At 67.6% G+C, this 20,558-nt stretch carries 26 protein-coding genes; 7 read left to right on the top strand and 19 right to left on the bottom strand.

The window, feature by feature from the left end; genetic code table 11:
• Positions 1–41: 41 nt before the first annotated feature.
• From rutC to AC2YG9_RS19080, 4 genes are all read right to left on the bottom strand, one after another.
• Positions 42–428 (bottom strand): pyrimidine utilization protein C, encoded by a 387-nt coding sequence (gene rutC, locus AC2YG9_RS19095; protein WP_487299585.1) that lies wholly within the window; start codon positions 426–428, stop codon positions 42–44.
• Between the two features lie 11 nt (positions 429–439).
• Positions 440–1,174 (bottom strand): pyrimidine utilization protein B, encoded by a 735-nt coding sequence (rutB, locus tag AC2YG9_RS19090; RefSeq protein ID WP_487299584.1) that lies wholly within the window; start codon positions 1,172–1,174, stop codon positions 440–442.
• Positions 1,158–2,234: a pyrimidine utilization protein A gene (rutA, locus tag AC2YG9_RS19085; protein WP_487299583.1), complete on the bottom strand. Its 1,077-nt coding sequence runs from the start codon at positions 2,232–2,234 to the stop codon at positions 1,158–1,160. The genes rutB and rutA overlap by 17 nt, the downstream gene beginning before the upstream one ends.
• Positions 2,235–2,306: 72 nt before the next feature.
• The gene (locus AC2YG9_RS19080) at positions 2,307–3,428 is read right to left on the bottom strand and encodes a beta-ketoacyl-ACP synthase III (RefSeq protein ID WP_487299582.1); all 1,122 of its coding nucleotides are present in this window, start codon (positions 3,426–3,428) and stop codon (positions 2,307–2,309) included.
• A 253-nt stretch (positions 3,429–3,681) separates the two neighbouring features.
• On the opposite strand from AC2YG9_RS19080, the gene AC2YG9_RS19075 reads away from it, so the two are divergent.
• The 3 genes from AC2YG9_RS19075 (at position 3,682) to AC2YG9_RS19065 (ending at position 5,708) form a co-directional block, all read left to right on the top strand.
• Positions 3,682–4,227, top strand: coding sequence for a porin family protein (locus AC2YG9_RS19075; RefSeq protein ID WP_487299581.1), 546 nt, complete (start codon positions 3,682–3,684; stop codon positions 4,225–4,227).
• Between the two features lie 114 nt (positions 4,228–4,341).
• Positions 4,342–4,761, top strand: coding sequence for a hypothetical protein (locus tag AC2YG9_RS19070; protein ID WP_487299580.1), 420 nt, complete (start codon positions 4,342–4,344; stop codon positions 4,759–4,761).
• Positions 4,758–5,708, top strand: coding sequence for a sterol desaturase family protein (locus AC2YG9_RS19065; RefSeq protein ID WP_487299579.1), 951 nt, complete (start codon positions 4,758–4,760; stop codon positions 5,706–5,708). Before AC2YG9_RS19070 ends, AC2YG9_RS19065 begins: the two co-directional genes overlap by 4 nt.
• Positions 5,709–5,859: 151 nt before the next feature.
• On the opposite strand, the gene AC2YG9_RS19060 is transcribed toward AC2YG9_RS19065, so the two are convergent.
• The 3 genes from AC2YG9_RS19060 to AC2YG9_RS19050 are packed head-to-tail and all read right to left on the bottom strand — an operon-like array spanning position 5,860 to position 7,991.
• Entirely contained in the window at positions 5,860–6,804 is a 945-nt protein-coding gene (locus tag AC2YG9_RS19060) for an NUDIX hydrolase (RefSeq protein ID WP_487299578.1), read from the bottom strand.
• A gap of 39 nt (positions 6,805–6,843) precedes the next feature.
• Entirely contained in the window at positions 6,844–7,356 is a 513-nt protein-coding gene (locus tag AC2YG9_RS19055) for a tyrosine phosphatase family protein (protein WP_487299577.1), read from the bottom strand.
• Entirely contained in the window at positions 7,353–7,991 is a 639-nt protein-coding gene (locus AC2YG9_RS19050; protein WP_487299576.1) for a YfbR-like 5'-deoxynucleotidase, read from the bottom strand. Before AC2YG9_RS19050 ends, AC2YG9_RS19055 begins: the two co-directional genes overlap by 4 nt.
• A gap of 117 nt (positions 7,992–8,108) precedes the next feature.
• On the opposite strand from AC2YG9_RS19050, the gene AC2YG9_RS19045 reads away from it, so the two are divergent.
• Together AC2YG9_RS19045 and AC2YG9_RS19040 are read left to right on the top strand one after the other, a co-directional pair.
• The gene (locus tag AC2YG9_RS19045) at positions 8,109–8,921 is read left to right on the top strand and encodes a universal stress protein (protein ID WP_487299575.1); all 813 of its coding nucleotides are present in this window, start codon (positions 8,109–8,111) and stop codon (positions 8,919–8,921) included.
• Between the two features lie 24 nt (positions 8,922–8,945).
• Positions 8,946–9,320, top strand: a complete 375-nt coding sequence (locus AC2YG9_RS19040; RefSeq protein ID WP_487299574.1) for a hypothetical protein — start codon at positions 8,946–8,948, stop codon at positions 9,318–9,320.
• Positions 9,321–9,372: 52 nt separating this feature from the next.
• Here AC2YG9_RS19040 and AC2YG9_RS19035 read toward each other — a convergent pair whose 3' ends face one another.
• The 5 genes from AC2YG9_RS19035 to AC2YG9_RS19015 all read right to left on the bottom strand — a co-directional run bounded on the left by AC2YG9_RS19035 (position 9,373) and on the right by AC2YG9_RS19015 (position 14,912).
• Positions 9,373–10,233: a hypothetical protein gene (locus tag AC2YG9_RS19035; RefSeq protein WP_487299573.1), complete on the bottom strand. Its 861-nt coding sequence runs from the start codon at positions 10,231–10,233 to the stop codon at positions 9,373–9,375.
• A 103-nt stretch (positions 10,234–10,336) separates the two neighbouring features.
• On the bottom strand, positions 10,337–11,482 hold the full coding sequence (locus tag AC2YG9_RS19030; protein ID WP_487299572.1) for a hypothetical protein: 1,146 nt from the start codon (positions 11,480–11,482) through the stop codon (positions 10,337–10,339).
• Between the two features lie 73 nt (positions 11,483–11,555).
• Positions 11,556–12,425, bottom strand: coding sequence for an AAA family ATPase (locus AC2YG9_RS19025; protein ID WP_487299571.1), 870 nt, complete (start codon positions 12,423–12,425; stop codon positions 11,556–11,558).
• A 163-nt stretch (positions 12,426–12,588) separates the two neighbouring features.
• Entirely contained in the window at positions 12,589–13,092 is a 504-nt protein-coding gene (locus AC2YG9_RS19020) for a primosomal protein (RefSeq protein WP_487299570.1), read from the bottom strand.
• A gap of 62 nt (positions 13,093–13,154) precedes the next feature.
• Positions 13,155–14,912: a tetratricopeptide repeat protein gene (locus AC2YG9_RS19015; protein WP_487299569.1), complete on the bottom strand. Its 1,758-nt coding sequence runs from the start codon at positions 14,910–14,912 to the stop codon at positions 13,155–13,157.
• 209 nt (positions 14,913–15,121) lie between these two features.
• On the opposite strand from AC2YG9_RS19015, the gene flbT reads away from it, so the two are divergent.
• A complete protein-coding gene (flbT, locus tag AC2YG9_RS19010; protein WP_487299568.1) occupies positions 15,122–15,547 on the top strand; it encodes a flagellar biosynthesis repressor FlbT in 426 nt (141 codons plus the stop codon).
• Positions 15,507–15,872, top strand: coding sequence for a flagellar biosynthesis regulator FlaF (flaF, locus tag AC2YG9_RS19005; protein ID WP_487299567.1), 366 nt, complete (start codon positions 15,507–15,509; stop codon positions 15,870–15,872). The genes flbT and flaF overlap by 41 nt, the downstream gene beginning before the upstream one ends.
• 12 nt (positions 15,873–15,884) lie before the next feature.
• Here the strand turns inward: flaF and AC2YG9_RS19000 are convergent, their stop codons facing one another.
• The 7 genes from AC2YG9_RS19000 to AC2YG9_RS18970 all read right to left on the bottom strand — a co-directional run bounded on the left by AC2YG9_RS19000 (position 15,885) and on the right by AC2YG9_RS18970 (position 20,410).
• Complete coding sequence (locus tag AC2YG9_RS19000; RefSeq protein ID WP_487299566.1) at positions 15,885–16,415, bottom strand: hypothetical protein; 531 nt, start codon at positions 16,413–16,415, stop codon at positions 15,885–15,887.
• Between the two features lie 48 nt (positions 16,416–16,463).
• Positions 16,464–16,964 (bottom strand): hypothetical protein, encoded by a 501-nt coding sequence (locus AC2YG9_RS18995; protein WP_487299565.1) that lies wholly within the window; start codon positions 16,962–16,964, stop codon positions 16,464–16,466.
• Between the two features lie 102 nt (positions 16,965–17,066).
• Entirely contained in the window at positions 17,067–17,651 is a 585-nt protein-coding gene (pseH, locus tag AC2YG9_RS18990) for a UDP-4-amino-4,6-dideoxy-N-acetyl-beta-L-altrosamine N-acetyltransferase (protein ID WP_487299564.1), read from the bottom strand.
• 10 nt (positions 17,652–17,661) lie between these two features.
• Positions 17,662–18,180, bottom strand: coding sequence for a hypothetical protein (locus AC2YG9_RS18985; RefSeq protein WP_487299563.1), 519 nt, complete (start codon positions 18,178–18,180; stop codon positions 17,662–17,664).
• Between the two features lie 52 nt (positions 18,181–18,232).
• The gene (locus AC2YG9_RS18980) at positions 18,233–19,084 is read right to left on the bottom strand and encodes an N-acyl homoserine lactonase family protein (protein ID WP_487299562.1); all 852 of its coding nucleotides are present in this window, start codon (positions 19,082–19,084) and stop codon (positions 18,233–18,235) included.
• A gap of 86 nt (positions 19,085–19,170) precedes the next feature.
• A complete protein-coding gene (locus tag AC2YG9_RS18975) occupies positions 19,171–19,710 on the bottom strand; it encodes a hypothetical protein (RefSeq protein ID WP_487299561.1) in 540 nt (179 codons plus the stop codon).
• 121 nt (positions 19,711–19,831) lie between these two features.
• Positions 19,832–20,410, bottom strand: a complete 579-nt coding sequence (locus AC2YG9_RS18970; protein ID WP_487299560.1) for a terminase small subunit — start codon at positions 20,408–20,410, stop codon at positions 19,832–19,834.
• Positions 20,411–20,558: the final 148 nt, after the last annotated feature.

Genomic DNA, 20,558 nt, shown 5'->3' with positions numbered 1-20,558 from the left:
AACCCGACGGTTGGATCGTATCGGCGGTTACTTGCCCCCCGCTATTTTCCGATGTGGGCGATGCTGGCGATTTCGACCAGGAAGTCGGGCCGCACCAGGCCGCAGACGATGCAGAACCGGGCCGGCTTCTCGCCCGGGAAATACTCCGCATAGACCTTGTTCATGGCCGCGTAGTCGGCCCAGTCCTTGAGGAAGATGTGGTTCATGGTCACGTCGTCCATGGTCCCGCCGGCCGTTTCGATCACCGACTTGATGGTTTCCAGCACCTGCCGCGTCTGGCCCTCGGCGTCGCCGACGTGGGCGACGTTGTTGTCCTTGTCGAAGGCCAGGGTGCCGGAGACATAGACCACGCCATCGGCCAGGGTTCCCGGCGAGAAGGGGGCGATGGGGGTGACGGTCCCGGGCGGGGTGATGACGGTCTTGGGCATGGTCTGCTTTCCTAGGTAGGCGGGGCCTGGCGGATGGCCCCGCAGAAGTCGGCGGTGTTGCTCACCCAGCCGAAGAATTTCTCGACGTTGTAGACGGTGGCCTCCTGCAGGAAGGCCGGTCCCGCCTGGTGCACGGCGTCCTCCAGCATGACGCTGAAGTATTCCAGGTGGAACGCGTCGCGCAGGGTCGATTCCACGCAGACATTGGTGGCGATCCCGACAAACACCAGGTTGCGGATGCCCCGGGCCCTCAGGACCGAGTCCAGCGAGGTGTTGAAGAAGGCGCTGTAGCGCGGCTTCTGAATGACGATGTCGCCGGTGTGGGGCTTCAGCGCCTCGACCAGCTCATAGTCCCAGCCGCCCTTGGCCAGCAGCTGGCCCTCGAGTTCCGGCTTCTCGCGCATGGTCTTCAGGGCGTTGGACTTCCACCAGTTGGGCGATCCCTCGCCGCCAGCCTCGACGTAGCCCGGGTCCCAGCCGTTCTGGAAGTAGACGACCTGCACCCCCGCCGCCCGCGCCGCCTCGCAGGCCTGGCCGATCTGGCCGATGACGGCGGCGGCCCCGCCGATGTCGAACCCGGCCTTGTCGAGATACCCCTGGGGCGAGGCATAGGCGTTCTGCATGTCGACGACGATCAGCGCCGTGTCCTTCGGCGACAGGGGCACCGCCTCGGGCCGGGCCGGCAGCATCACCGCCCCCGGCCGCGCCTCGGCCATCGATTGCGGGCGGCTACGCAGAGACGACATTGGCGCGCGTCTTCATCAGCGGCTGGATGCGCTGGCCGAACTGGTCGAGGCCGACCAGGAAGTCGTCGAAGGTCAGCAGTACCCCGGCGGCGCCCTCGACCTCGGCGATCTCGTCCATCAGCTTCGCCACGGTCTCATACGACCCGACCAGGGTGCCGATGTTGAGGTTCATCGCCGACGGCGGCCGGCTCATATAGATGGCGCTGACGTCCAGGGCCCCGCGCGGATCGGCCTCGCCCTGGTGGTTCATCCAGGCGATGGCGTCGAGGTCCGCGCCCTTCTTGTAGGTTTCCCACTTCTCCATCGCCGCCTCGTCGGTCTCGTCGGCGATGATCATGAACAGCAGCAGGGCCCCGGTGTTCGACCCGGCCTTCTTGGCGGCGGCGACGTTGCGGGCCACGGCCTCGGCGCATTTCTTCGGCTCGTTCAGACCCATGCCGAAGCAGAAATTGTAGTCGGCGTACTTGGCGGCGAAATCGACGCCGGTCTGGCTCTGGCCGGCGCAGACGATCTTGATGTCGGCCTGAGGTTTGGGCAGCAGCTTGCAGTCCTTCATGGTGAGGAACTCACCCTTGAAGTTCGACTCCCCGTCGCGCCACAGCTCCTTCATCACCGTCACGTACTCGGCGCAGAAGTCGTAGCGGTTGAGGAAGTGGCGCTCGCCGGGCCAGATGTCCATCTGGTCGTACTCGGCCTTCTGCCAGCCCGAGACGATGTTGATGCCGAAGCGGCCGTTCGAGATGCTGTCGATGGTCACCGCCATCCGCGCCGCGATGGGCGCCGGAATGGCGAGCACGGGGACGGAGGCATAGAGCTTGATCTTGCTGGTCACGGCCGCCAGGCCCGCCATCAGGGTGAAGCTCTCCAGCGCGTAGTCCCAGAACTCGGTCTCGCCGCCGAAGCCGTGCAGCTTGATCATCGAGAGGGCGAAATCCAGCCCGTACTTCTCGGCCTTGAGCGTCACCTGCTTGTTCAGCTCGAACGTCGGCATGTACTGCGGCGAGGTCGCCGACATGATCCAGCCGTTGTTGGCGATCGGGATAAAGACGCCGATGTCCATGTAGTTGCCTGCCCTCGAAATGGTGGGCGGGCATGAGGGACCGGGTTGGCCGGGTTGGCAAGAGGGGAGGGGCTAGCGCTTCCTCACAAACACCGTCCCGGCCGAATAGCCGGCGCCGAAGCTGCAGATCAGCCCCGTGTCGCCCGCACCGAAGCCGTCATGGTGCAGGTGGAAGGCGATGATCGAGCCGGCTGAAGAGGTGTTGGCGTAGTCGTCGAGGATGATGACGTTCTCGCCGGGCTCGGGATCGCGGCCCAGGACGCGTTTGCCGATCATCTCGTTCATGTTGATGTTGGCCTGGTGCAGCCACATGCGCTTGAGGCCGTGCGGATCGACGCCGATGTCGCCGGCGTGGTCGACGATCATTTCGCTGACCATCGGCACCACCTCGCGGAACACCTTGCGGCCCTCCTGGACGAACAGCTTGTCCCTGGCCCCGATGCCCTCTGGGGCGGCGCGGTTGAGGAAGCCGAAGTTGTTGCGGATGTTGTTCGAGAAGACGGTCTTCAGCCGCGTGCCGAGGATTTCCCAGCCCTGGCCCGGCGCCGCATCCTCGGCCCGCTCGACGATCACGGCGGTGGCCACGTCGCCGAAGATGAAGTGGCTGTCGCGGTCGCGGAAGTTCAGGTGGCCCGAACAGATCTCCGGATTGACCATCAGCACGGCCCGGGCCGACCCGCTGGCCACGAAATCGGCCGCCGTCTTGATCCCGAACGTCGCGCTCGAGCAGGCCACGTTCATGTCGAAGGCGAAGCCCTCGATGCCGAGCGCCTGCTGCACCTCGATGGCCATGGCCGGATAGGCCCGCTGCATGTTGGAGGCCGCGCACAGCACCGCGTCGATCTGGCTGACATCCTTGCCCCAGGCGGCGATGGCGTCTTTCGCCGCCTTGACCGCCATCTCGGCCAGCACCGAAATTTCCTCGTTCGGCCGCTCGGGAATGCGCGGGGTCATCACCTCGGGGTCGAGGATGCCGGCCTTGTCCATCACGAAGCGGGCCTTGATGCCTGAGGCCTTCTCGATGAACTCCGGCGATGACGGCGCCAGAGCCTCGACCGTCCCGGCCGCGATGGCCTCGGCGTTGCGCTCGTTATGCAGCTCGACGAAGCGGTTGAAGGCGATAACCAGCTCTTCGTTGGAAATGCTCTGGTCGGGCGTGAACAGCCCGGTGGCGGCGATGACAGCCTGATGCACGGTGATTTGCTTCCCGACGCGAGCCGCCCCCGGCCCGCAGTTTCTTCTTGGCGCGCTAGATAGCACGACGCGGCCCCGCGTCATCCCCGTACGGATCACGCTTGGGCGAACGGGGGGTGTGGCTTCGCCGCAACGCAACGCTTTCGCCGCAATCCAAACCCGGAACCGCCGTTGCGCCGCCGGGTTTCGACCCTACCTAACGCTGGGCAGGGAGGGGTCCCAAACTGCTAGATTAAGTCAGGAGTTTATAACAATGAAATCTCTCATGATTGCGGCCGCCTCGGTCGCCACTTTGGCCACTGTTGGTTTTGCTGGCGCTGCTTCTGCCCAGGACACCAGCGGCACCACCGTCTACGGCACCGTCGGCTACGCCAACGTCAGCGCCGATGACGGCGCGGACGTCAACCTCGGCGCCCTGCAGGGCCGCATCGGCGCCCGCTTCGGCAAATACTTCGGCGTTGAAGGCGAACTCGCCGCCGGCGTGAAGGGCGATGACTTCGACGTGCTGGGCACGAACGTGGACGTTGACCTGAAGCATGAAGTCGGCGCCTTCGCTGTCGGCTACTACCCGGTGACCGAGCGCTTCGACATCTTCGCCCGCGCCGGCTACGCCACCTCGGAAATCAAGGCCAAGGGCGGCGGTATCAGCCAGTCGGCCGATTTGGACGGCTTCGCCTACGGCATCGGTGGCCAGTACTTCTTCACCGAGAAGGACGGCGTCCGTCTCGACTGGACCCGTCATGACGGCGACGACGCCGAAGCCGACGTGGTCGGCGTCAGCTACGTCCGCAAGTTCTAAGCCGCACTAAACCGCGACTTTGTGGAACAGGCCCCCGCCCTCCGGCGGGGGCCTTTTTCATTGACGCCACCGTCAGTCTGACGACACTCCCCGCCCGGGGAACGGAGCGTCACTTTGAACGCCATATTGATACAGCTGATCGGCTCGGCCGTGGCGGTGGCCACGATGGTTGGCCTCGCCGCCTGGGCCCGCATCCCGCGCCCGACCGAGCCGCTGGACGAGGCGACCGCGCGTCACCTGATCGACACCGACTATCCGGGCTACCCGATCAACGCTGTCTGGATCGCAGCCGACGGCCTCGGCGCTATCGCCCGCAGTGGCGACCGCGCCCTGATCCTGGCCCAGCTGGGCGACAGCTGGGTGACCCGCGACATGGCCTGGCAGGCCGCGATCGACTCGCCGATCCGTGGTGGCCGCGTGCGTTTGCGCACCCCTGACCCGGCTGCCCCGAAACTCTCGCTCGCCGTCAGTGGCGTCACCCCCTGGCCGCCCCAGATGGACCCGGCCACCCTCGAAGGGATGGCCGCAGCATGACCCTCGACCCCATCAAGCCGGCCTTCGACCCAGTCACCCTGGCCATCCCGCTGTTCGTGCTGACCATCGTCGGCGAAATCCTGCTGCGCCGGTTCAAGAAGGTAAAAGCAAGCTACGAGGCCAAAGACACCGCCACCTCCCTGCTCATGGGTCTGGGCAGCAACATCGCCGGCCTGCTGACCGGAGCGGCCATCGTCGCCGTGGTCATCTGGGTCTGGCAGCACCGCATCTTCGACATCCCGATGACGGCCTGGTGGGCCTGGGTGGCGATCTTCTTCATCGAGGATTTCACCTACTACTGGTTCCACCGCCTCAGCCACGAACGGCGGTTCTGGTGGGCCAGCCACGTCAACCACCACTCCAGCCAGCACTACAACCTTGCCACGGCGCTAAGGCAGACCTGGACCGGCGGCGTCGCCGGAACCTGGATCCTGTGGCTGCCCATGGCCCTGATCGGCTTCCCGCCGGCCATGATCGCCATCCAGAAGGGCATCAGCCTGGTCTACCAGTACTGGATCCACACCGAGGCGATCACCCGACTGCCCCGCTGGTTCGAGGCGGTGTTCAACACGCCGTCGCACCACCGCGTCCACCACGCCCGCAACCCCCGCTATCTCGACGCCAACTATGCCGGCATCCTGATCATCTGGGACCGCATGTTCGGCACCTTCATCCCGGAAACCGAGGCCGAACCGCCGCGCTACGGCCTGGTCAAGAACCTGGGCGATTTCAACATCCTGCGGGTGGCCTTCCACGAGTGGATCGGCATCGGCAAGGACCTCGCCGGCTCCCGCTCGATCCGCGAGGTCTTCGGCTACCTGTTCGGGCCGCCCGGCTGGAGCCCCGACGGCTCGCGCGAGACCTCGAAGACGCTGAAGGCCAAATGGCTGGAACGTCAGAAGGCCGAAGCGGAGGCAGACGCCGCGCCGCCGATGGCGGCGGAGTAGTCCTCATCCTCCCCCGTCTACGGGGGAGGGGGACCGCGAAGCGGTGGTGGGGGCAAGGGCCGTGCGCCAGCGCCTGTTCTTTGTCACTCGCCCCTTCCACCACCGGCTTCGCCGGCGGTCCCCCTTCCCCGTGAACGGGGAAGGATGGAGCTCAGTCCCGCACGCCCGGCAGGCTTAACCCCAGCGCCGGCCTCGCCTGCAGTTCCTCACGGCGGAAGCGGAACAGTTCCGCCGGCCGGCCGCCGGTCTCCACATCCATCCGTCCCAGCCCCTCGACGAGGCCCGTCCGCTCGACCACCCGGCGGAAGTTCTGCTTGTGCAGGGGGATGCCGGCGATGGCCTCGACCGTCTTCTGCAGGGCCGACAGGGTGAACTCCCCGGCCATCAGTTCGAACACCACCGGCCGGTATTTCAGCTTGCCGCGCAGCCGCCCCAGCCCCGTGGCCAGGATCCGCCGGTGGTCGCTGATCATCGGCTCGCCCAAGGCCGCCGAGATCGCCGCCGGCTCGGCCGGATCGCGGCCCTCCGCCCGGGCCGCGTCGCGCGCCGCCTCGGGGGCCAGGCCGGCCTCGTAGAGCAGCTCATAGCGCTCCAGCACCCGCTCCTCGTTCCACGACGCCCCGTCGAGCGCAAAGGCCAGCCGGGCCCGCGCCGCCCGTCCGGCGTCCTTGCCGGCCCAGGCCATCAGGGCCGGCTTGATGCCCTCGTCGATCAGGTCCGGCCGCCCCTTGCGCCAGTCCTCCCAGGGAAAGAACCTGGACCACGGCGACCAGGCCGGGTCGGCGCTGGCCGACGGCGTCAGGGCCAGGTATCCGACCGACACCACCCGCGCCGCCCCGGCCCCGACCTCGGCCCTGGGCGCATCCCGGCCCCGGTCGCCGAAGGTGTAGAGCTGCTCGACATAGCCCAGTTCGAACCCCGTCTGGCTGGCCACGAAATCGCGCAGCGCCAGTTCGAACGTCCGGTCGCTCTGTGGCGCAAACGGCCCAAACGGCAGCCCCGCCGCCCCCTCCGGCCGCACGGTCAGCACCACGGCCTCGCCGTCGCGAATGGCGACGATGACGGCGGAAAGGCCAATGACGACGGACGGGTTCATGACTCGGGGATAGCAGTTCCTCCCCCGATGGGGGAGGCACTAGTACCGTGACGGCATCTCGAACGGCGCGCCCGGGTAGACGTAGGCGCCCTTGCCGATGCCGCTGACCGCGTCGGCCATTCGCCCGCCGCGCCCCATCACATCATCGGCCAGTTTCACGATCAGCGGGTTCGGCGTCGCGCCCGGCGAGGCCTTGCGCAGGGCCGCCGCGATGACCGCCTCGTCAGCGTCGGGGTTGCGGTCGCAGGCGACGATGAAGGCGCTGGCCGTCGAGCGGCTCACCCCGGCCCAGCAATGCACCAGCATCGGCGCGTCCCCGTCCCAGGTCCGCGAGAAGTCGAGCAGCTTGCGCACCAGCCCTTCGTCGGGAAGCGTCTCGCCCACCGTCTCCTGCCAGATGTCGTGCACGGTCAGCTTCAAGTGCCGGTCCGGATACAGCGCCCGCGGCGCCTGGCCCATCAGCCCCTCTTCGAGGAGGGTGACGACGTGCGACGGCTTCTTCCATTTGATGACCGTCGGCGCGTCCCGCAGCGGGCTGACGATGAGAGTCATTCGGTGCTGAAGGCCTGCGGCGTCCGCTCATACCCGGCCGCCTCCGACAGGGTATGGAACCGCGCCACATAACGCTCCTGCGCCTCGGCCGGCGGCTGGGGATGGATGACCAGGTTGTAGCCGGTCGGCGGGGCTCCGAAGATCTGCAGACTCTCCTCGACCGTGAACCCGGCCAGCTGGGTGGCCTCGAAGAAGGCGCAGGCCCGGTCGGCGGTCTTGAGCAGTTTCTTGATGTTCTGGGGTGTCTTCGCCGGCAGGCCGAAGCGGGCGTGGATGGCGTGCTCCAGCCGTTCCTCGAACTCCTTGTAAGAGACCCCCAGCGCCGCCTTGAACGGGCTGATCATGTCGCCGATCACATACTCCGAGGCATCGTGCAGCAGGGCCGCCAGCCGCCAGCGCGGCTCCAGGTCCGGCTGGATGTGGGCGGCGATTTCCTCGACCACCAGGCTATGCTGGGCCACCGAGAAGCCGTGCTCGCCGATCGTCTGGCCGTTCCAGCGGGCCACCCGGGCCAGGCCGTGGGCGATATCCTCGATCTCGATATCCATCGGGGAGGGGTCGAGCAGGTCCAGGCGGCGCCCCGACAGCATGCGCTGCCAGGCTCTCGGTTGCTTACCGCGCGCGGCCTTGGCCATCGTCTCTGTTCCTCACTCGACTTTAGGGAACGTCCAACTGGAGCATCGCTTGACAAAGATCAACGACAGGAACGCCATGTCACCCACATTCGTTGGTCTACGCATGGAGAACCACTCATGAGTTGGGCCCGTATCATGGCGCCGCTGGCCGGTGGCGCCGGTGACGAACAGGTGCTGGCGGCCGCCGCCGCCATCGCCGCGCCGTTCGACGCCGAACTGGCCGCCGTCCATGCCCCGGCCGACGTCGCCGACCTGATGCCCTGGATGGGCGAAGGCTTCATGGGCGGAGTGCAGATCACCGCCATGGACAGCCTGAAGGAGGCGGCCGCCGAAGGCGCCCGCGCCGCTCAGGCCGCCGTCGCGGCCTGCGGCTACGCCAAGACCCGGCTGGTCAGCCTGGAAACCCCCGTCTGGGCCGGCCTCTCGATGGAAGGCCGCCTGTCCGACGTCGTCGTCTTCACGGACGAAGCGGCCCGGGGCCGTGGCCCGCTGGCCGAGGCCTTCCAGCAGACCGTCGCCGACGAACAGCGACCGACCATCGTCGCACGCCCGGGCCTCACGGTCGGCGGCGTCGTCGCCGTCGCCTGGGACGGCGGCAAGGAAGCCAGCCGCGCCGCCCGCACCGCCCAACCCCTGCTGGAAAAGGCCAGTCGCGTTGTCATCCTCTGCGCCCCGTCCGCCTCGTCGCGCAATTTCGACGGCGGCCGGCTGCAGGCCTTCTTCGCCGATCGCGGAGTGAAGGCCGAGGTCGAGGTAATCGCCGAAAACGGCGACGCCGCGCCCCTGCTGCTGGACGCCTGCAGGCGGCTGGGGGCGGGCCTGCTGGTCGCCGGGGCCTTCGGCCACCCAAGGCTGCAGGAGTACATCTTCGGCGGCACCACGCGGACCCTGCTCAACAACGACGGTCCGTCGCTCTTCCTGTCCCATTAGCGTTCAACAAACGGAGAAACAGGCATGACCCTGTCCCGCATCATCATGCGCCTTGCCCGCAATCCGGGCACCGAATTCGCCGATGGCGACGACCACCGCGGCTACACCCTGACCGCGCCGCTGACCGACGACGGCATGCTCGACCTCGACGCCTTCGGAAGGGCCAAGGCCGACTGCACCGTGCGTCGCTTCGCCCCTGACGAGGACGCTGCGACCGGCCGTTTGGCCCGCCGCCGGGACAACTGGTACTTCGACTACGACGAGGACACCGACACCGACGACGAGGCGGTCCACAAGCTCGGCCAGCATCGCTTCGCGGTCGGGGAATACGTCTCGGTCGCCGACGAGGACGGCCGTCTGCTGGCCTACAAGGTCACCGACGTTCAGGCGGTGGAGTAGGGCAGGGCGCCCACGCGTCTCCCCTCGCATCGCGAAGGGAGACGCCTTTGGGTCACTTATCGAACTGCTGCCTGACCAGCGAATTGGCGTCGCGGAACAGGTGCTTGCTTTCACCGTCGGCGTCGCGGCTCTCCTTGGTCTTGACCACGGCCACGACCAGGGGGCCTCGCTTGGGGCCTTGCGCTTCGAAGCCGGCGAGCTTCCAGGGAGCGTCCGGCGCCTTGGTCGTCTTGACGAAGGTGCTGCGATAGCCGGTCCGGCGCTTGCCGCCGATTGAGAAGCTGTCGCCCCGGATGCTCATGTCGCCGTCCGAGGTGTCGATCTCGAAGTCGCCATTGTCCGACCGCCAGCGTTCCCGGACCATGCGGGTCTCATTCGTATCTTCGTCGTGGTCGACCTCGATGCCGAGGATCCTCACCTTGGCGTTGTCGCCGTCGGTGTCGACGCTGATGCCAGGCATCCGCACCTTGGCCTTGTCCTTGCCGGCGCCTTCCTCGGTCTCGACGTGGATACCCGGCATGGTGACCTTTTCCCTGGTCACTTCATCTTTCGCCGGTTCCTCGCCCGGCTTCGCGGGCGGCGTCGGCGGCTCGGGTTGCGCCGGCGCGGCCGGGAACAGAGCCTTGACCTCGGCCTCGATGGGCTCGAGCGCCCGGGCGGGGTCGTTGCTCACGGCCACCAGCTTGAGGACGACTTCGGAGCCGTCCCCGGCATAGGTGCAGCTCAGGCCATCGGCCGCGACGGCCGTGCGCTTCAGGTTGCCCTGCGCCTCGGGGCAGTCGAGTTTGCTGACCACTTTCAGCGCCGACTGCTCGGCGGTGCGGGCCCGGTAGGCCTCACGACTTTCGCAGGCGCTCAGGCCCATCACCAGGATGGCGCCGCAGCCCACGGCGGTCATCAGTTTCGTCTTCATTGTCGTCTCAGCCCTTTTGGGTAGTTCTTGGCGACCTCGAGGTTGAACCTGACCCCGTGACGGTCGGTAATCCAGTGAATTCGCGGTAACCGCCGCTGGGACCTCAGATTTCCGGCGGTCTGACCTGCTCGCTGATCTGTTTGGCCATGGCCTGCGCCAGATCGACCAGCTCGCCCTCTTCATCCGGGAAGTAGGTCACCCGCATCTTCACATACCAGGGCCCGATGGCCGTCACCCACAGGCCTTCCCGCTGATCCTTCGATCCGATCCAGAAGTCGCCGTAGGACGGGTACCGCGACTTGGGCAGCATCCAGGGCGGAGCAATGTCGTCCTTCGAGGGCGCGGTCGCCCGAGCCTGTTCCGAGTAGGTCGAGAACACCTCGACCGGCGTATAGCTGTCGGGAATTCTGGTCAGGTAGATGGTCATCCAGCTGTTCTTGCCGACGAGCTGGCAAGCCACATCGCGCCCGTTCTCGGCCGCGTCGAAGATGATCGCCTTGCCGCGCCTGTAGCCGTTCACAGCGGCCGGGCAGACAAAACCGGTCGCCCCGTGGACCCAACCATCGCCTGCGGTGGCCCTGAAGATCGCACCGTCCGGGGCGGTCAGCACCTGCGGCTCGCCCGGCCCGCCGCCAGGCGGCGGCTTGGGCATTTCCGGGCTGGATTTCGGTGTGGGCTTGTCGCCGGCGTCCTTCAGCTCGTCGGTGCTGACGTACTGGGTCGTGCCGCCGGTCCGCAGGTTCAGCCCGACCTTGCGCGGATAACGCCCGTCCAGCGCCCCGGCCAGGATGATCCGCAGGTCGTTGTCGCTGGGCACGGCGCTGACCTTGGCGAAGGCGGTCATCTCGTCGCCGTCGCTGACCACCAGCATCCAGCCGGCGTCCTCGCCGTCCGTCGACATCGGAACGATGTAGGCGATCGGCCCCTTGCCGTCCTCGGGCAGAGCGTAGCGGATCGGCACGCCCTTCTTCGCCGGCGCCTGGCCATAGGCGCGGTAGCGGCTCTTGCCGGCCAGGAAATCGCCCCGGTCGCAGGCCTTGGGCAGCTTCTTGACCTGGCTGGCCTTCACCCCGCCGGCCTTCATCGGATCGGTCAAGGTCATGCCGAGGACCAGATCCATGGCGAAATTGCCCGACCCCAGCCGCGACAGTTTCGCCCCGTCCTTTCCGGCCTCGCACTCGGCCGCGCTTGCCGTTCCCGCCAGCATCAGCGCCGCCGCCAGCGTTCCCACCCAGGCCCATACGCGCATAAGAAAACTCCCCCGGTTACCCGAGGGAGTTACTCACGTAATTCAATTGTCGGCAAGCCTTACTGCCCGGCCCCTATTGACCTGGACGCGTCGCCCCTTCACGCCGCGCCAGGAAGGCCAGGCGTTCGAACAGGTGGACGTCCTGTTCGTTCTTCAGCAGGGCGCCGTGCAGGGGCGGGATCAGCTTGGTCGGATCCCTTTCCTTCAGGACGTCCTCGCCGATGTCTTCGACCATCAACAGCTTCAGCCAGTCGAGCAGCTCGCTGGTCGAGGGCTTCTTCTTCAGGCCCGGCACCTTGCGCATGTCGTAGAAGATGCGCAGCGCCTCGGCGACCAGCTTCTGCTTGATCCCCGGATAGTGGACCTCGACGATGGCGTTCATCGTGTCGGTTTCCGGGAACTTGATGTAGTGGAAGAAGCAGCGGCGCAGGAAGGCGTCCGGCAGTTCCTTCTCGTTGTTGGAGGTGATGATCACCACCGGGCGGACCACGGCCTTGATGGTTTCGTCGGTCTCGTAGACGTAGAATTCCATCCGATCGAGCTCTTGCAGGAGGTCGTTCGGGAACTCGATGTCGGCCTTGTCGATCTCGTCGATCAGCAGCACCGGCCGCACGCCGGGGGCCTCGAAGGCCTCCCAGAGCTTGCCCTTCTTGATGTAGTTCTTGACGTCCTTGACCCGCTCGTCGCCCAGCTGGCTGTCGCGCAGGCGGGTGACGGCGTCGTATTCATAGAGGCCCTGGTGGGCCTTGGTCGTCGACTTGATGTGCCAGGTGATCAGCGGCGCGCCCAGCGCCTTGGCGATCTCCTCGGCCAGCACCGTCTTGCCGGTGCCGGGCTCGCCCTTGATCAGCAGCGGGCGCTGCAGCGCGATGGCGGCGTTGACGGCGACCTTCAGGTCGTCGGTGGCCACGTAATCCTTGGTGCCTTCGAAGCGGGTCGTCATGCAGGTCCCCTCGGAGCGAACAGACGCTCCAAACAAACGTTTCAAATGGGACACTAGCGTCCGGAACCGCGCTGTGAAGCGTTTTCATCGCCGGACGCGAAAAAGCCGCGCGCCGTTTCCGACGCGCGGCGCACCTTACCTATGGGCAGGCGCCACTCTGGGGTCAGTCGGCCCCGGGATTGATCGACACGGGGTCGGAGGCCGGGAAGGTCTCCTTCAGGCCCTTGTCCAACTGCCGGTCGACGTGCTCGTCCTTCTCGTCCGGTGCGTCCTCGCCCGGGTCGGAGCTGACGCCGGTCTTGTCGGACTCGTCGCCGGTCCCGCCGGAGGCTTCATAGTTGCGGCTGCGTTCGTCTTCTGTGGTCACGCGGTCCTCATCGGCTGCAAAGCTGCGGTCTTCAGGCGCCGTGCGCAGTCCCGCGTCGTCGCGGTCCTCGGTCAGGTCGCCCGCATCACTGAGAGTGTCGAATTCAGCGCCGTCGAATTCCGCCTCGTCCCGCTCGGGATCGAGGCCATCGATGTCGGCATCGTCGGCCGCCGCGGTGGCGTCATAGACGTCCGAAATCTCGTCGAAGTTGGCGATGTTGCCGCCGTCCTCGGTCAGGTTGGTTTCGTCCAGGACCTCAGCGCGATCCTGGTCGTCGGGTTCGTTGTCGAATTCGGCCATGGCGTTGTCATCCCGTCTGGCGGCGTCATTGCCGCTGCCCGGATTCAACCCCTGCGGACGCCTTATGTTCCGGTCTGGACCTTTACGGTCAGGGCCTGGGCCATGTCCGCCATCACCTCTTCCCAGTCGGCATAGCTGGTCGGGGTAAACACCCGCGTCTGGGGATACCAAGGGTAGTGATCGGTCCCCAGCTGGGTCCAGCAGGCCTGCGGCGTCACCAGCCAGACCGGCGCCCCGCAGGCCCCGGCCAGGTTCAGGCTGGCGTTGGAAAACCCGACGGTCAGGTCGAGCGCGCAGGTCAGCGCCGCCACGTCGTCGAGGTCCTGCTTCAGGTCGATGCCCGGTGGAACCCAGATGTCGATGCCCTGAGATTTCGCATGGGCCAGCTCGGCTTCACAGTCGCCGTACTGCAGGTTGACCAGGCAGACGCCGGGCGTACGCAGCACCGGCTCCCACAGGGCGAAGGGTGAGAACCAGCGGTGCCGCGCGCCCTTGGCGACCATGCTCTTCCACAACAGTCCGACCTTCAGCCCGGCCGGCGCGGTCTTGAGCACCTCGCGCCAGTGCGCCACCCGGTCCGGATCGGCGGTCAGATAGCCACCCTGCGCCGGGTACTGCGCGACCTGGCTGCGGAACCGCTGCAGCAGTGAGGCCAGCGGCGTCCAGAGGTCGATCCTGGCCAGGTCCGCCTCATCGAGGAACGGCGCGACCCGCACCGTCCGTCCGTCGACGTCGAAGGTCGCATGCGCCCCGACCCGCGCGGTCGGGAAACTGCGCGTGAACAGCGGGACCAGACGCGGCTCGACACAGATGGTCAGTCGGCCTTCGGGCCCCAGCGCCGCCAGGACATCGGGAATCAGGTTCGCGAACAACAGCTCGTCGCCCAATCCCTGCTCGCCGAAGATCAGCAGCGACTTGCCGGCCAGGTCGCTGTCCGGCGTCCATTCCGGCCGTTCGACCAGGTAGTGGGTCACATCCCCGAAGTTGGGGTCGCGCCGCGCCTCATAGTCGCTCCAGCCGCTGACCAGGTCGCCCAGGTTCAGGTGCATGGTCGAGCGGGCCAGCCGCATCATCTGGATCTCGTCGGCCGGCATCGGGGCCGCCATCGCCGCGTTGCAGTCGGCGAGCGCGCCCTCGACATCGGCCAGCGCCAGCCGGGCCGTCGAGCGGTTGTACTGCGCCTTGGGGAAATGCGGCTGCAGCCGAAGCGCCTCGTCGAAGAAGGTCACGCAGCCCTGCGGATCGCCCTGCTCGGCCAGCACCGTGCCCAGCGTGTTCCACAGCACCGCCGCCTCGGGATTGCTCATCAGCGCCGGCCGCAGAACCTCGACCGCCTCGTCGTACCGCCCCTGGTCGCGCACGGCGCAGGCCAGGTTGTTGACCCCTTCCGGGTTCTCCGGATGGATCTTCACATAGTGGGCGAACAGCTTCTCGGCCGTTTCCTTCAGGCCCATGCGATAGGCCAGCCGCCCCATGTCGTTGGCCACCTCGGCATGGGCCGGGATCAGCTGCAGCGCCTTGTCATAGGCCTTTACCGAACTGGGAAAGTCGCCGGCCCGCTCCCGGGCGATGGCCAGCAGGTACCAGGCGAAGCCCGACCGCTCGTCCATCTCCAGCGCCTGGATGGCCAGCTGGCCGCCGGTGGTGAAGTCGTCCTTCTGCAGCGCCGCCACGGCTTGGTCGATGACCCCGCCCAGGGTGGCCGCCTTCATCTCGGCCATGGCCTCCAGCATGCGAGTCAGCGACGCCGCCGAACCCGCCTGTCCGGCCATGCCCCCGAACGCCCTGACCTGCGCCGCCTGGCCCACAATGGGAGTCATGCCCAAAGCGGTTGTGGAAACTTCGGATTTGGGGCGCGTCATGTGGTCACAGTCTTTGGAATCCTGAAGCTTCAGATCACCCGATCATGGTTACCCCGCCCTTAAGATCACCGGCTTTTGAGGCGCTGCGGCAATAAGGCGTTAACCATGATCGCCCATTTTAAGGCGGTGTATCGGGGGAGGGCCCCTCTTCCAGAAGGGGGAAATTGATGCCGCTCAAACTGTCCTTGAAGCCGGGCGAAAAGTTCGTCCTCAATGGCGCTGTCGTCCAGAATGGCGACCGGCGCGGCGTTTTGATCCTGCAGAACAAGGCTTCCGTGCTTCGCGAGAAGGACATCATGCAGGAGGCCGAAGCGGTGACGCCGGCCCGCCACGTCTACTTCCCCGTGATGATGATGTACCTCGATGAGCCCGGGGCCGGCCGCTACTACGACGAGTTCGTGCGCCGCCTGACCGAGTTCATGGGGGTGGTGCGCAATCCGGCGGTCCTGTCGGAGTGCGTTAACATCTCCAAGCACATCATGGAGAAGGAATACTACAAGGCGCTCATGCTCTGCCGGAAGCTGGTGGACTATGAGGACGAGAGGTTGGGAAATGGGTCTTCAGGCGTATCAACAGGCGGCGGCGAGGGCTGAAAATCCGAAGGACGCCGAGTACCGGCTGTTTGGCCAGGTCACCCGCGCTCTGATGGACGCCCAGAAACTGCCGGACCACCAGATCGAAGGCCGCGTCGAGGCCCTCGACTGGAACCGCCGTCTATGGTCGGCGCTCGCAACCGACTGCAGCCAGCCCGACAACGCCCTGCCCATGGCCCTGCGCGCCCAGATCATCTCGATCTCCATCTGGGTCGGCAAGCACACCAGCGCCGTCATCCGCCGCGAGGAAGAGATCGACCCGCTGATCGATATCAACCGCATCATTATGCAGGGCCTGCACGGCGCCGCGCCGGAAGCGGCTTAGGCGACCTCGACCCTAGTCGAGCTTCAAACTGTCCAGAAACTTCGTCGCGTCCGCCCCCGACCCGTCGGCGGGCCAGGTCGCGATCAGGGTGAACACCCGCTGCTGGTGATAGACGACCTGCACCCGGAACCGGGAGTCGCGGCCGCCGATCGGCACGAGCATGTCGACCTCCTCGCCGAACCCGCCCGGCACGACCATCGCCTTGCGGCTGAGCGTGGGACGGCCATCCAGCATGGCGTCGACCATGGAGGCGATCCGCGCCGTCTCCTCGCCCGCCGGCCAGAAGGTCACCCGGCCGGCCTCGATGCCATAGCCGGTGGTTTCGGTGAAGACGCCGTAGGACGTGGTCTCGACGGCCATCTCGCCCTCGCCCCGGGTCTGGCGCTCGATTTCGGGCTTGCCGGGCATGGCGATCGAATAGCCGATCTCCTTGTCGGTCACCGTCTGCCAGGCGCCGGCCTGCGCCGCCGCTGTCCCGGCCGGCAGCACCGCCCCCGCCATCGCCCCGACCGCCAGCAGGACGGACAACACCAGACCACGCATCACTCGAACTCCCCCCAAGGGCGCATGGCGCCCAAAACTGAACTGCCCCTAGCGGGTCAGCGTCACACTGCCCAGGAACCGCGCCACATTGGCCGGATCGCCGCCTTCCGGCGTCAGGGCCACGGCGACCAGCACCGTGCCCGGCCGGGCGATGGCGATGGCCTGGCCCTCGACCGTCAGGTTCGAAGCCTGGCCTGCGAACCGGGCCCAGCGCACGGGTCCGCCCTTGCTGTCGGTCGTCCAGCGCTGCTGCACCTCGCCCGCCAGGGCTTCGACACTGTTGTCCAGCACGGCGTCCAGCAGGGTCTCGTCAGCCTGCGACCCATCGGTTGGCGAGACGAAGATGGCATAGACCCCGTCGCCGCCGACGAGCAGCCACTGCTCGGGCGCGTCGGCGCCGGTCCCGACATAGGTCGCTTCGCCCGGCAGCTCGGCCGAAAAGCCCGCGTCCGATGCCTTCAGCAGTGTCCAGTCGGCCGCCCCCGCGCCCGCCGCCTGGCCGAACGCCAGACCCAACGCCACGGCCACCGCCGCCAAAACCCGTCCCATTCTGATCCTCCGCTCCGGCTTTTCGCCGGTTAAGGAAGTCTTAATGCAACGGATGCGCCAAGGGCCAGCGCCATATGGGGCCAGCGCCATCTGGGGCCAGCCTCACATGCCGTCCAGCGCCGCTTCCAGTTCGGCGGCGCCGACCCCCTTGTCGGCCAGCCGCGCCAGCGCCGCGGCCTTCGCGGCGGGCCAATCGGCCGCCAGCATCCCCAGGCCGACGACATCGCGGAATTCGCCGCCCTTCCTCACATGCGCCCGCAGCAGCGCCTCGCGCGTGAACCCGAACCGCTCGTGCAGCCCCCAGACCGCCTCGTTCTCGACCAGCACCTCGCACCACAGCCGGTTCAGGCCCAGCCGCTCGAACACGAAGGTCAGCACCAGCCACTCGACCACCGACCCGACGCCGCGCCCCCGCGTCGCCGGATCGGCCAGGTAATAGGCCCACTCGCATTTCGAATTGCCGGCATCGATCTTCACCAGGTTGGCCAGGCCCACCCCGGCCCCGTCCAGCTCGATGATCCAGAACCGCCTGTCGCCCCCCTCCAGCGCCCGCGCCAGCCAGCCGGCGTGTTCCTCCGCCGTGATCTCGTGCTCGCTGTACATGTAGGGCGCCACGGCCTCGCTGTTGCGCCAGGCCAGCACCGTCTCGCCATCGTCGACCGCCAGGGGCCGCAGGGTCACCGCCACGTCCGGGGTCCTAGTCCAGCAGCCTGAAGCTGCGCACCACGCGCTCGGCGGCGCCGGCCGGTTGGCCGTCCTCTTCCAGGACAACCACACTGTACAGCCGCTGCGCGCGGTAGGTGACCATCACACGTCCGCGCATAGTCACGCCGCCGGAGGTCATGGCGTACTCCGCCTCGCGCGCGCTCTGGCCCGAGACCGTCACGGTGCGTTTCCAGGCCAGGAGGCCATTGTTGGCCGCGACCGCACCATCGATGGAGGCGTCCAGCCCGGCCTCAACCTGCTCAGGCGTCGGGGTGGCGGGCACGGTGGTCGATGCTACCGTGTAGAAACCGGATTCGAGTTCGACCTCATACGCCACGGTCGCCAGCTTCTCGCTGCCCACCGCCTCGGTCGTTCTCTTCGCCGCCCCCGGCAGCTCGATGCTGAACCGCTCCGTCCGGTCCGTCATCCGCTGCCAGCTGACCTGCGCGATGGACGGCGCCGCCACGGCGACCACGGCCATACCGGCCAGCCCGATCATCCAGTTGCGCATCACAGTCCCCAATCCTTCCAAACGCGGCCCAAGGCTACGGCGCCCCAGGTCCTCACTCCAGCGCGCCCGGGAACTTCGGCATGCCCTCGAAATCCTCGATGACATGCTCGCGCACCACCCGCGCCCCGGTCGCCTTGGCCAGGGCCTCGACCTTGTCCATCGCCTCCAGGGTCTTGGCCCGGTCGACATTGAACCTGGGCACCTTGCGCCCCGTCCGGCTCTCGGCCAGGTGCCACATGTCGCCGGTCAGCAGCACCGGCCCGGCCTTGTCCAGCCGCACCAGCAGCACCCGGTGTCCCGGCGTATGGCCCGGCGTGGCGACCAGCACCACGGACCCGTCGCCGAACACATCGTAGTCGCTATCGTCGCCCAGCAGTTTCGTCGGCGCCGTCTCCAGCGCCGAATAGAAGCCGAACGTCTGCGCATCGGCCCGCGCCTCGGGGCGGAAGGCATGGGCCTTCTCATCCGCATCGACGATCCAGGTCGAGGCCGCGAACAGCCCGCCGTTGCCGATATGGTCGAAATGGCTGTGCGACACCGACAGATACTCGATGTCGGCCGGCGCCAATCCCAGCTCCGCCAGCTGGTCGGTCAGCTTGCGCCGCACCGTGACCCCTTCCGGGCCCTTGCCGCCCGGCAGGTCGGCGATGGCCTGCGGCACGCCGACGTCCCAGATCAGGTCGCCCTTGGGATGGCGGATCAGATAGCAGGGCACGATCAGGTCCCGCGACACCCCCTTGTAGGCCCCGTCATCGGCGAACCAGTCGGCGTCGGGCACGGAAATCGTCCCGCAGTCCATGGTGTACAGCTTCACGCCCGCGGCCCCCGCCGCCCCGGCCGGAACCGCCGCCGCCAACATCAGAGCCGCGCCGCACAGCGCGCCCGCCAACAGGGATGATTTCAAGACCGCCTCCACAGCTTCCAGCCCCCGATCATCGGCGGCCCCCGTGGCTTCGTCCACCCCTCACCGGCGCCCCCCGGAGCCCGTTGTCAGAGCAGCTTGAAGCTCTTCACCGCCCGCTCCTGGTCCGCCGCCGGCAGCCGCGCCGGCTCGCGCAGCAACAGGCTGTACATCCGCTGGTTCCCGAACGTCGCCACCACGCGGCCGCGCCAGGGCGCCCCGTCCTTGACGAAGCTGTACTCCGCCTCCAGCGCCAGCCGGCCCGACACCCGCACCGTCCGCCGCCAGCTCTGCGTTCCCTTGTCGCTGGCCACCACCCCGTCGATCGCCGCCGCCAGCGCCGGCTCCAGCTGCGCCTCGGTGGCCTCGATGCCGAAGAAGCCGGTCCCGGCGATCCACTCCCGCCCGTCGGCCTTCATGCTGTATTCCGTCGTCGGGATCTTCGTCCCGCCCCCGACGTCCTGGTCCCAGCGCCGCACCGTCGTCGTCCCGGGCATCTCGACCGCGAACTTCTCGGTCGTCTCGTTCAGCCAGCTCCAGCTCGCCGCCCAGGCCGGCCCGGCCACGAAAGCGGCCGGCGCGCTCGCCACCACGGCTGCCGCCGCCAATCCCATCCACAGATTGCGCATCGCCATGCTCCTCCAGCCCTGTCCCTCAAGCCCCACCCAACCACCAATCCGCCGGCTCCGCACCCCCCGATCTGGTGGGTCGCCCCAGCCAGGCCAGGCCAAGCCACACCGCGCCCCCGCCTCAGCCCCCGCCGGCCGCCGCCAGCTCGAACAGCCGCTGCTCCAGCCGCTGTCCGTCCCGGATGATCCGCGCCCGATCCTCGTCCAGCGCCTCCCGCTCGGCGTCCAGGTCCTCGGCCAACGCATCCAGCCGCGCCTCCCGCGCCTTCAGCGCCGCATCGATCCGCGCCTGGCCGGCGGTCATCCGCCGCCCCGCCTCCTCGGCCTCCAGGATCTTCAGCACCGTCTCGATCGCCGCCCCCCGATCCCGCTCCAGCCGCCACAGATCCAGCTCCAGCGCCCCGTCCTTCCCGGGCCGCGCATAGTCCAGCACATTGGCCGAGGCGATCGCCCTCAGCCCCTCGATCGCCGCCTCCCGCGTCAACGGCGCCGCCCGCCGCGCCCTCTCGGCCGCGATGGCGGCCTGAATGGCCGGACGGTGCAGGAGAGCGGACGACGAGTGCCTTGCGGTGGACTCGGAGTAACCGGCCCGTCGCGCGGCCGCGGTGGCCGTCCCGGTGATCAGATACTCCTGTACGAACCGTTGCTGCAGTGGGCTGAGCGGCCTGAACGGCGGGGCTGCGCTGGGGGATATGGGCAAGGGCGGGCTCCGGGATGAGGGGAGGGGAGCCGCTTATCGAAGCGGGGGAGTATTATCGCATTTTGGGGGCGGCAATCCTTCTCCCGCTCGTCGGAAGAAGGTGCCTTGCGGAGCCTTGGCGTAGCAGGGTCGGATGAAGGGAGCGTCG

Source organism: Caulobacter sp. SRI_014, from assembly GCF_057586315.1.
Note: the sequence above shows the minus strand (reverse complement) of the source record. Positions and strands in the feature narration are given on the sequence as shown.

Excerpts from the sequence above, each read along its gene's own strand:
- rutC (WP_487299585.1), bottom strand. The coding sequence starts at position 428 with ATGCCCAAGACCGTCATCACCCCGCCCGGGACCGTCACCCCCATCGCC.
- rutB (WP_487299584.1), bottom strand. The coding sequence starts at position 1,174 with ATGTCGTCTCTGCGTAGCCGCCCGCAATCGATGGCCGAGGCGCGGCCG.
- rutA (WP_487299583.1), bottom strand. The coding sequence starts at position 2,234 with ATGGACATCGGCGTCTTTATCCCGATCGCCAACAACGGCTGGATCATG.
- AC2YG9_RS19075 (WP_487299581.1), top strand. The coding sequence starts at position 3,682 with ATGAAATCTCTCATGATTGCGGCCGCCTCGGTCGCCACTTTGGCCACT.
- AC2YG9_RS19065 (WP_487299579.1), top strand. The coding sequence starts at position 4,758 with ATGACCCTCGACCCCATCAAGCCGGCCTTCGACCCAGTCACCCTGGCC.
- AC2YG9_RS19060 (WP_487299578.1), bottom strand. The coding sequence starts at position 6,804 with ATGAACCCGTCCGTCGTCATTGGCCTTTCCGCCGTCATCGTCGCCATT.
- AC2YG9_RS19055 (WP_487299577.1), bottom strand. The coding sequence starts at position 7,356 with ATGACTCTCATCGTCAGCCCGCTGCGGGACGCGCCGACGGTCATCAAA.
- AC2YG9_RS19050 (WP_487299576.1), bottom strand. The coding sequence starts at position 7,991 with ATGGCCAAGGCCGCGCGCGGTAAGCAACCGAGAGCCTGGCAGCGCATG.
- AC2YG9_RS19045 (WP_487299575.1), top strand. The coding sequence starts at position 8,109 with ATGAGTTGGGCCCGTATCATGGCGCCGCTGGCCGGTGGCGCCGGTGAC.
- AC2YG9_RS19040 (WP_487299574.1), top strand. The coding sequence starts at position 8,946 with ATGACCCTGTCCCGCATCATCATGCGCCTTGCCCGCAATCCGGGCACC.
- AC2YG9_RS19035 (WP_487299573.1), bottom strand. The coding sequence starts at position 10,233 with ATGAAGACGAAACTGATGACCGCCGTGGGCTGCGGCGCCATCCTGGTG.
- AC2YG9_RS19030 (WP_487299572.1), bottom strand. The coding sequence starts at position 11,482 with ATGCGCGTATGGGCCTGGGTGGGAACGCTGGCGGCGGCGCTGATGCTG.
- AC2YG9_RS19025 (WP_487299571.1), bottom strand. The coding sequence starts at position 12,425 with ATGACGACCCGCTTCGAAGGCACCAAGGATTACGTGGCCACCGACGAC.
- AC2YG9_RS19020 (WP_487299570.1), bottom strand. The coding sequence starts at position 13,092 with ATGGCCGAATTCGACAACGAACCCGACGACCAGGATCGCGCTGAGGTC.
- AC2YG9_RS19015 (WP_487299569.1), bottom strand. The coding sequence starts at position 14,912 with ATGACTCCCATTGTGGGCCAGGCGGCGCAGGTCAGGGCGTTCGGGGGC.
- flbT (WP_487299568.1), top strand. The coding sequence starts at position 15,122 with ATGCCGCTCAAACTGTCCTTGAAGCCGGGCGAAAAGTTCGTCCTCAAT.
- flaF (WP_487299567.1), top strand. The coding sequence starts at position 15,507 with ATGGGTCTTCAGGCGTATCAACAGGCGGCGGCGAGGGCTGAAAATCCG.
- AC2YG9_RS19000 (WP_487299566.1), bottom strand. The coding sequence starts at position 16,415 with ATGCGTGGTCTGGTGTTGTCCGTCCTGCTGGCGGTCGGGGCGATGGCG.
- AC2YG9_RS18995 (WP_487299565.1), bottom strand. The coding sequence starts at position 16,964 with ATGGGACGGGTTTTGGCGGCGGTGGCCGTGGCGTTGGGTCTGGCGTTC.
- AC2YG9_RS18985 (WP_487299563.1), bottom strand. The coding sequence starts at position 18,180 with ATGCGCAACTGGATGATCGGGCTGGCCGGTATGGCCGTGGTCGCCGTG.
- AC2YG9_RS18975 (WP_487299561.1), bottom strand. The coding sequence starts at position 19,710 with ATGCGCAATCTGTGGATGGGATTGGCGGCGGCAGCCGTGGTGGCGAGC.